The sequence below is a fragment of the Pontibacter sp. HJ8 genome (assembly GCF_054824225.1).
The window spans coordinates 1-8,237 of sequence record NZ_JSYF01000073.1; the positions used below are offsets into that span (position 1 = coordinate 1).

Here is an 8,237-nt window from a genome sequence, read left to right on the forward strand (position 1 = left end):
GCAACACCGCCGCCTAGCATAGCTGAAAGTGTAAGACCAACGATAAACTGTTTTGTCTTCATGTATTTTGTTTTTAATTAATCTATTATAAATATTAGGTATGAGCTATATTATACCTGTATAACGCTAATATACTATACGGCAGTACGTAAGGTCAAGGCAAATAACATAGTTTAACATTTCTATAACAAAAAAGAGGCCAGTTTCGTGGCCTCCTTTTGAATTTTACTTATTTGTTGTCTTTGCCGTTCCCTGAAGAAGCTGATACGCTTTTCTGCTTGGGCTGGCTTTTGGACTCTGCACTGCCACTGATCCGGATCTGCCGCTTCATGGTTTTATGCTCATCTTTCGGAACAGTAACCTTCAGCAGACCATCCTGTAGCTGCGCATTGATCTTGTCAGGATCTACATTGTCGGGCAGGTAGAAGGTACGGGAGAAAGTACCGTATTGGGTTTCCAACATTTGGTAACGACGGCCTTCTTCCTTCTGCTCAAATCTGCGCTCACCCGAAATAGTCAGCCTTCCTTCCTGGAAATCAATGTTGACATCCTCTCTGCTGATGCCTGGCAGTGCCAGTTCTATCTCATAGCTTTTCTCTGTCTCGCAGGCATCTACATGCGGTGTAAAGCCTGACATACCTCTGGTGTTAACTGACTCATTAAAGAATCTGTCCAGCATAGAGCTGAATGTCTGCGGCATATCGTCCTGCATGCCATTATATCTTCTGAGTACCATAGCAACCTCCTTTTTTGAAATTGTTAAACAATCAGATTCAATAGGAGTACAGTAAAAACCATGCCACCCGGATTATCTTACCTAATCATGAAATAATGTCATTTTAAACCAGTTTTAGAATGTCAGTTTCTGACACTTTTTCAGGACTTTAGTAGGTATAGCTGCCCACGTGAGGTGTTGTGTTTAGCGTATACTTTAGCTCCAATCCAAACACAGGTGAGATGCGGTTTCGCTTGGTGGTATACCCCTCTTCAAGCAGCACATCGTTTTCGTCGTACTTAGGCGCTACCTCCACATAGTAGTAATCTGTCTGGCGCATAAAGTAGGGGCTGATACGCAGCTTCTCGGTCAACTCATAGGTTATTAGAAGCCGGAGCCTGGTTCTGTCGATCGTCCGCTCTTCCCTGTCCGACTCTTCAGGACCAAACTGTTTGTTGACAAACAATTCGTAGGAAACAGAAGGCGTAACATACCGGGAACCCAGCGGCAGCCTTTTGCCGAGCTCGGCCATCAACCTGAAACGCCCGTAAGCGTCCCGCTGCTCCTGGCGGACATAATCCAGCATCACCTGTTTGTTGAAATACAAGCTCCTGATGCTGCCGGTGTGCCGCAAAAAGCCCGAGAAGAAGCTGGTCGTGGGAAAATCTTCGAAGGCATAGCGCAAAAGTCCGCCTGCCCGCCAGTGTTCGGTAAAGGTATGCTCGTACCCCACCGCCAGCTGCACCCGCTCAAAGCTGCTTAACAAACCACTATCCCTCAGATCGTTGTAGCGCCCGTCGGTGTTGATGCGGTACTGGTTCTGCAGAAAAAGCACCCCGCTTTCTCCTAGCCCATAACTCACCTGCAACTCCGGCCAGATAGCCGTTGGAGCTGTTACTTTGCTTTGGGCTTGGCTGAAGAGCGGCCAGGCAGCCAAAAGAAACAGAAGGTATAGTTTTCTCATATCGATGTCTACTAACTTTATGCTTGTAACTCCTGCACGGCCAGCCATGCCATCAGGCCACTTCCTGTCTCCAGAGCCGACTCTTCCACATCAAATGTGGGCGTGTGTACGCCGGAGGTAATGCCGCGGGCCTCGTTTCGGGTGCCCAGGCGGTAGAAGCAGGCGGCCACTTCCTGTGAGTAGTAGGCAAAATCCTCGGCTCCCATCCACAGGTCCAGGTCCACGACGTTCTCAACTCCCAGGTAAGCCTGGGCTGCCTCTCGGGCGCGTCCTGTCAGCCCGGGCTCGTTCTTCAGGAAAGGATAGCCATACTTGATGTCGATGTCGCAGCTGCCGCCCATGCTCTCGCAAAGCCCTTCGGCCAGCTTCCGGATGCGCTTGTGCGCCTCCTTCCGCCAGGCTTCATCCATGGTACGAAAAGTCCCTTCCAGCTTCACCTCATTCGGGATCACGTTGGTAGCGCCCCTGGCCTCTATGTTTCCGAATGAGAGTACTGTTGGAATCTTCGGGCTGGCATGGCGGCTCACGATCTGCTGCAGCGCCACGATCAGGTGAGCCGAGATCAGTACCGGGTCCACGTTGAGTTCCGGTAAGGCGGCATGTCCGCCTTTGCCTTTGACCGTAATGTAGATCTCATCGGCACTGGCCATGTACATACCCGATCGAAAACCCACTTTGCCGGCCGGCAGCATCGGAAACACATGCTGGCCAAGGATGCCAGCGGGCTCCGGCTGCTGCAACACCCCTTCTTTGATCATAACGGAGGCGCCACCCGGAAACTTTTCCTCACCCGGCTGAAAGATCAGCTTCACAGTGCCTTCAAACTCACCGCTTAATTCCTGCAGGATACGGGCTGCCCCTAACAGGGATGCCGTATGCACATCGTGTCCGCAGGCATGCATGACCCCCTCCTTCCGGGATTTGTATTCTACCTGGTTCTGCTCCACAATAGGCAGCGCATCCAGGTCGGCCCGCAGCGCGATGGTTTTCCTGTCGGCGTTCCTGCCTTTGATCAGGGCTACCACACCTGTCTCCGCCACCCGGGTTGTTTCCAGGCCATAGCTTTGCAGCACCTGCTCCACATAGGCAGCTGTATTGTATTCCTCAAAAGAAAGCTCGGGATTTGCATGGATATGGCGGCGTATACCTACCGTATCGGTGCTGTAAGCTTTCGCTAAGTCTTTTATTTTCTGATCCAGCTGATTCATTCTGATTCTGTCTTCGCGGTGACTGATTCAAGGTTTTTGAAAGTTCGTACATCTGCCTGTCAATCAGCCACCTGAGTAGTAAGCCATTAAATATAAAAATAAAAAACGTTGCAGCGACCAAAGCAACTGCAACGTTTTTATACCTGCTGTCAGGTATAGTTAATTCTTGGGGATATTGATCTGCTCGGGCACGATCTGCGCATTCGGAATCAGGTCGCTGATCTGATTGAGCACCTGCTGGGCCTCGATGCGACTGAAGTAGTCACCTATTTTGAGCCGGAAATTAGGTTGCTGGTATGTCAGATAATCCTTCTGCTCCGGCACGCGTGCGATAATAGACTTGCGGAGGTTCATAACGGTTTGTCTTTCGGAGCCATTGTAGGCCAGTATGCGGTAGCCTTGGGCATACTTTATACCTTTGTTCACACTGGCTACCGTGTCCAGCAGCACAGCTACCCGATCGTTTACATGGGCAGTCGGTTCGGCCCGTGCGGCCATAGCTCCTGCTTCTTCAACCGGGTATTTCGGGCGGTATACACTCAGGTCTTCCACAACCTTTGCTTTGGCTCCCGTATCGCCTGCGGTGCCTTTGCGGGCTCCTGCTGAAGGTGAACAGGCAGAAGAAAGAAGGATAACAAATACTACTAAAAAGCTAAGCGCTCTGTTCATGTTTTACAATTTGTATGCTGGCCGAGCAACCCAACCGGTCTGCTCCAGCCTGGATTAACGCCTGGGCATCGGCAAATGTTTTGATGCCTCCTGACGCTTTGATCTTGATATGAATGGGCAATACGCGGCGCATGAGCAGAATATCTTCCACTTTGGCACCGCCACCGGCAAAGCCTGTCGAGGTTTTCACAAAGTCCGCACCGGCTGCCACGCAGATCTCACAGGTCTTTTCAATTTCTTCTTTGGTAAGCAGTGCCGTCTCAATGATCACTTTCAACGCTGCCCCTTTCAGGTGGCAGAATTTCGCCAGATCTCCTAACTCACTTTCTACTCCGTCGTACTTCCCCGACTTGAAAGCCGAGATGTTCATTACCACATCGATCTCGTTGGCCCCGTCCTCTATCGCCTGGTGTGTCTCCAGGAACTTCACCTTGGTGTGCTGGTAACCCAGCGGGAACCCTACAACGGTCGCTATTTTTACGAGTGCGCCCGGTCCCAGGCGCTCCTTTGCCAACTGCACATAACAGGGCGCGATGCAGACTGCTGCAAAGCTGTAGCTGCGGGCTTCATCACAAAGCTGCAGCACCTGCTCTTCGGTTGCCTCGGGGCGCAGCAGCGTATGGTCAATGTAAGATGCGAGTTCTCCTCCTGACATAAGTTTAGCTAAAAGACAAAGGACACAAGAAGAAAGTATACTTTCTCTTACATCCTCCATCAAAAGTCCGGAAATCAAACAACCGCCGCCGGGTATACCGGGCGGCGGTTATCTTATTTATTCTTCAATCAGTGTGCAGCGGTTGTGCAGCAGATCTTCTTCTACTGTTTTGAACTTCACGTCCTTGACGACGCGGCCATCGTTGTACTGTACGCTGACACGGTCATTGCGGCCTGCTACGCGCTGCGAGTGAGCCGGCATCACGCGCGCTGGCTCGGGTACCGGCATAGACGTAGCGCCGTTGCCGCCTTCCAGCGAAGAGTGCACTTCTGCTTTTTCCTCATGGAGCACCGGCGCTTTTGGCATCTGCTGTGGACGCGGCGCCTGTACCTGCTCGGGCGCCTGCACCGGGATGTAGGCATGGAACAGGAAGGATACGGTCTCTTCGTTCACCTTGCCGATCATGCGCTTGAACAATTCAAATGACTCAAACTTGTAGATCAGCAGCGGATCTTTCTGCTCGTATACCGCATTCTGTACTACCTGCTTGAGGTCGTCCATCTGGCGCAGGTGGTCTGTCCAGGCCTGGTCGATGGTGCCCAGCGTGATGATCTTCTCCATAGAACGGATCAGCTCCATGGCATGCGACTCATACACTTTGGTCAGGTTAGCCACAGCAGCTAACTGGCGCTTGCCGTCTGTGAATGGCACAGCTACGTTCTCGATCATCGGTCCACGATTCTGGTGGATGTCGGCGATGATCGGGTATGCCTGCTCTGCGATCTGTTTGTTCTTGGTCAGGTAATGGTTGAGCGCTTCGTTATAGAGGCGCTCGGCCAGCTGGTTGGCCTGAACTGTCTTGAATTCATTCTCCGAGAGCTGGGTATCAATACCGAACACGCGGATAATGTGCAGCTTAAAGTTTTCGTAATCGCCGGTGTTCTTGTAGTTCACCACCATCTCCTCACTGATATCATAGATCATGTTCCAGATATCGAGCTCGAGACGCTCTCCATATAGGGCGTTGCGGCGGCGTTTGTACACCACTTCGCGCTGTGCGTTCATCACGTCATCGTACTCCAGCAGGCGCTTACGTTGGCCGAAGTTGTTCTCTTCTACTTTTTTCTGAGCACGCTCGATCGAGTTCGTGATCATGGAGTGCTGGATCACTTCGCCTTCCTCCAGACCCATACGGTCCATGAGGCGGGCAATACGGTCCGACCCGAACAAACGCATCAGGTTGTCTTCCAGGGACACGAAGAACTGGGAAGAACCCGGGTCACCCTGGCGACCGGCACGACCACGCAACTGGCGGTCTACGCGGCGGGATTCGTGGCGCTCTGTACCCACAATGGCCAGACCACCGGCAGCCTTCGACTCAGGCGAAAGCTTAATGTCGGTACCACGACCGGCCATGTTGGTAGCGATGGTCACCGTGCCTGACTTACCGGCTTCGGCTACAATTTCGGCCTCCTTCTGGTGCAGTTTGGCGTTGAGCACCTGGTGCCTGATCTTGCGAAGCGTCAGCATACGGCTGATCAGTTCCGAAATTTCCACAGAGGTAGTACCTACCAGTACCGGGCGGCCAGCCTCCGTCAGCTGCACGATCTCATCGGCCACAGCATTATATTTTTCACGCGTGGTCTTGTATACCTTGTCGTGCTCGTCTTTTCGGGAAATAGGGCGGTTGGTCGGGATGACCACCACATCCAGTTTGTAGATATCCCAGAATTCGCCTGCTTCTGTTTCGGCAGTACCTGTCATACCTGACAGCTTGTGGTACATACGGAAGTAGTTCTGCAGCGTAACGGTGGCGTAGGTCTGCGTGGCATCCTCTACCTTCACGTTCTCTTTCGCCTCAATCGCCTGGTGCAGTCCGTCTGAGTAGCGACGGCCTTCCATCACACGACCGGTTTGCTCATCCACGATCTTCACTTTGTGGTCCGGCGTCACAATATACTCTGTATCTTTTTCGAACAGGGTATAGGCCTTGAGCAACTGGTTGATGGTATGCACACGCTTCGACTTGTCTTGGAAGTCAGCGATCAACTGTTCTTTGGAGTGGAGTACTTCCTCCTCAGAAAGCGACTTGTTGTTTTCGATGTTGGCAATCTCCGTTCCGATGTCCGGCAGGATGAAGAGTTGCGGGTCTTCGCCCTGTCCTGTGATCAGGTCGATGCCTTTTTCGGTCAGTTCGATCTGGTTGTGCTTCTCGTCGATAGTGAAGTAGAGCGGCTCGTCAGCCTCCGGCATCATGCGGGAGTTATCCTGCAGGTAGTGGTTCTCCACCTTCTGCATGATGGCACGGTTACCGGTCTCGCTCAGGAATTTGATCAGTGGCTTGCTCTTCGGAAGGCCACGGTAGGCTCTGAAAAGCGAGAGGCCGCCTTCCTGCGTGTTTCCATCCTTGATCAGGCGCTTGGCTTCCGTCAGGAAGTTGTTCACTACTTTGCGCTGCGCATCTACCAGCATGGCAATGCGCGGCTTCAGTTGGTAGAACTCATGCTCGTCGCCACGCGGCACCGGACCGGAAATGATCAAAGGCGTACGGGCATCATCGATCAAAACGGAGTCTACCTCATCGACCATCGCATAATGGTGCTTGCGCTGTACCAGGTCTTTGGTTTCACGCGCCATGTTGTCGCGCAGGTAGTCAAACCCGAATTCGTTGTTGGTACCGTAGGTGATGTCGGCACGGTAGGCGTTACGGCGGGCTTCCGAGTTCGGGGTATGCTTGTCGATACAGTCGATCGTCAGGCCGTGGAATTCGAACAAAGGCGCCATCCACTCCGAGTCACGGCGTGCCAGGTAGTCGTTCACGGTTACCACGTGCACCCCACGCTTCGAGAGGGCATTCAGGAAAGCCGGCAGTGTTGCCACCAGCGTTTTACCTTCACCTGTTGCCATTTCGGCGATCTTCCCCTGGTGTAGCACGACACCACCGATCAGCTGCACATCGTAGTGCAGCATGTCCCAGACAATTTCGTTGCCGGCAGCCACCCATCTGTTCGCCCAGACAGCTTTGTCGCCGTCAATCTGTACGTTTGGCTTGCGTGCAGAAATCTCACGGTCCATGTCGGTAGCCGTAACCACCAGTTGTCCGTTCTCTTTCCAGCGACGGGCCGTTTCTTTGACGATGGCAAAACCAACAGGCAGCACTTCCAACAGCACTACCTCCAGTTCTTTGTTTCGTTCTTTCTCCAGATCATCGATCTGAGAAAAAATACTTTCTTTCTCTACTATATTGAGCTCCGGCTCATCTGCCACACGCTTGTGCAGGGCAGCTATTTTATCATCTGTAGGCTTGAGCCGCTCATCAATGATGCCTTTGATCTCGGCCGTTTTCTGCCGAAGCTGATCATCGGTAAGGCTCGCAAGCTTTGCGTATTCTTCGTTTATTTTAGATACGTAAGGAACAACCTCCTTTATATCTCTGTCGGACTTGGTTCCGAATAGTTTCGCAACGGTTTTACCGAAAAAATCAAACATCTGTATTGTTGTTCTTAAATGAAATCCTGTGTCTGCAATATCGTCAAAAATAAGCTGTTTTTTTGATATCTCTAAAGTTCTGTACTAAAACAATACCAGAATAACAGCTGAAAAGCCTGTCTGCCATATTTGCCGGTCTGGAATGGCTACTCTTCCAACAAAGCAAAAGCTACGTAAATTCCTATGTCACAAAGGGAAAAGTGAGGAGTGGCTGTGGCATTGTGGCATATTTAATTGCTGACATTGTCTAAGCTATACCTGCCGTAGCAATTATTTTGCTTTGAGCAACCTGACGTTGTTGCATAGTTTCGCTTGTGCGGCGGGCACCTACTTTTTTTCTTGATAAAAAAAGTAGGCAAAAAAATCAAGACGCTCCAAATCGAGGGCCCCTACCCCCACTCGCTGAACGCTCGAACAGTGGAGCGCCGTAAAGTGCACCTGGCACAAGCCATTGCTCTGTAGCAGCTGTTGTAAGGATGTTTTGCTATACCTGAGCGCTATACCTTTCTATACCTGTTTTTCTTGTCATTTCGACCA

Annotated in this window: 6 protein-coding genes; all 6 read right to left on the reverse strand. The window is 51.6% G+C overall.

Annotated elements, in window-relative coordinates; translation table 11 throughout:
- Nucleotides 1–229: 229 nt before the first annotated feature.
- The 6 genes from OB13_RS04475 to secA all read right to left on the reverse strand — a co-directional run bounded on the left by OB13_RS04475 (nucleotide 230) and on the right by secA (nucleotide 7,700).
- Entirely contained in the window at nucleotides 230–736 is a 507-nt protein-coding gene (locus OB13_RS04475) for an Hsp20/alpha crystallin family protein (protein WP_461488950.1), read from the reverse strand.
- A 148-nt stretch (nucleotides 737–884) separates the two neighbouring features.
- Nucleotides 885–1,679, reverse strand: coding sequence for a DUF2490 domain-containing protein (locus OB13_RS04480; RefSeq protein WP_461488951.1), 795 nt, complete (start codon nucleotides 1,677–1,679; stop codon nucleotides 885–887).
- A gap of 17 nt (nucleotides 1,680–1,696) precedes the next feature.
- Nucleotides 1,697–2,887: a M20 metallopeptidase family protein gene (locus tag OB13_RS04485; protein ID WP_461488952.1), complete on the reverse strand. Its 1,191-nt coding sequence runs from the start codon at nucleotides 2,885–2,887 to the stop codon at nucleotides 1,697–1,699.
- 159 nt (nucleotides 2,888–3,046) lie between these two features.
- The gene (locus OB13_RS04490) at nucleotides 3,047–3,556 is read right to left on the reverse strand and encodes a sporulation protein (RefSeq protein WP_461488953.1); all 510 of its coding nucleotides are present in this window, start codon (nucleotides 3,554–3,556) and stop codon (nucleotides 3,047–3,049) included.
- The gene (deoC, locus tag OB13_RS04495) at nucleotides 3,540–4,211 is read right to left on the reverse strand and encodes a deoxyribose-phosphate aldolase (RefSeq protein WP_461488954.1); all 672 of its coding nucleotides are present in this window, start codon (nucleotides 4,209–4,211) and stop codon (nucleotides 3,540–3,542) included. The genes OB13_RS04490 and deoC overlap by 17 nt, the downstream gene beginning before the upstream one ends.
- Before the next feature lie 117 nt (nucleotides 4,212–4,328).
- On the reverse strand, nucleotides 4,329–7,700 hold the full coding sequence (gene secA, locus OB13_RS04500) for a preprotein translocase subunit SecA (RefSeq protein ID WP_461488955.1): 3,372 nt from the start codon (nucleotides 7,698–7,700) through the stop codon (nucleotides 4,329–4,331).
- Nucleotides 7,701–8,237 lie beyond the last annotated feature (537 nt).

Excerpts from the sequence above, each read along its gene's own strand:
- OB13_RS04480 (WP_461488951.1), bottom strand. The coding sequence starts at position 1,679 with ATGAGAAAACTATACCTTCTGTTTCTTTTGGCTGCCTGGCCGCTCTTC.
- OB13_RS04490 (WP_461488953.1), bottom strand. The coding sequence starts at position 3,556 with ATGAACAGAGCGCTTAGCTTTTTAGTAGTATTTGTTATCCTTCTTTCT.
- deoC (WP_461488954.1), bottom strand. The coding sequence starts at position 4,211 with ATGTCAGGAGGAGAACTCGCATCTTACATTGACCATACGCTGCTGCGC.
- OB13_RS04485 (WP_461488952.1), bottom strand. The coding sequence starts at position 2,887 with ATGAATCAGCTGGATCAGAAAATAAAAGACTTAGCGAAAGCTTACAGC.
- OB13_RS04475 (WP_461488950.1), bottom strand. The coding sequence starts at position 736 with ATGGTACTCAGAAGATATAATGGCATGCAGGACGATATGCCGCAGACA.
- secA (WP_461488955.1), bottom strand. The coding sequence starts at position 7,700 with ATGTTTGATTTTTTCGGTAAAACCGTTGCGAAACTATTCGGAACCAAG.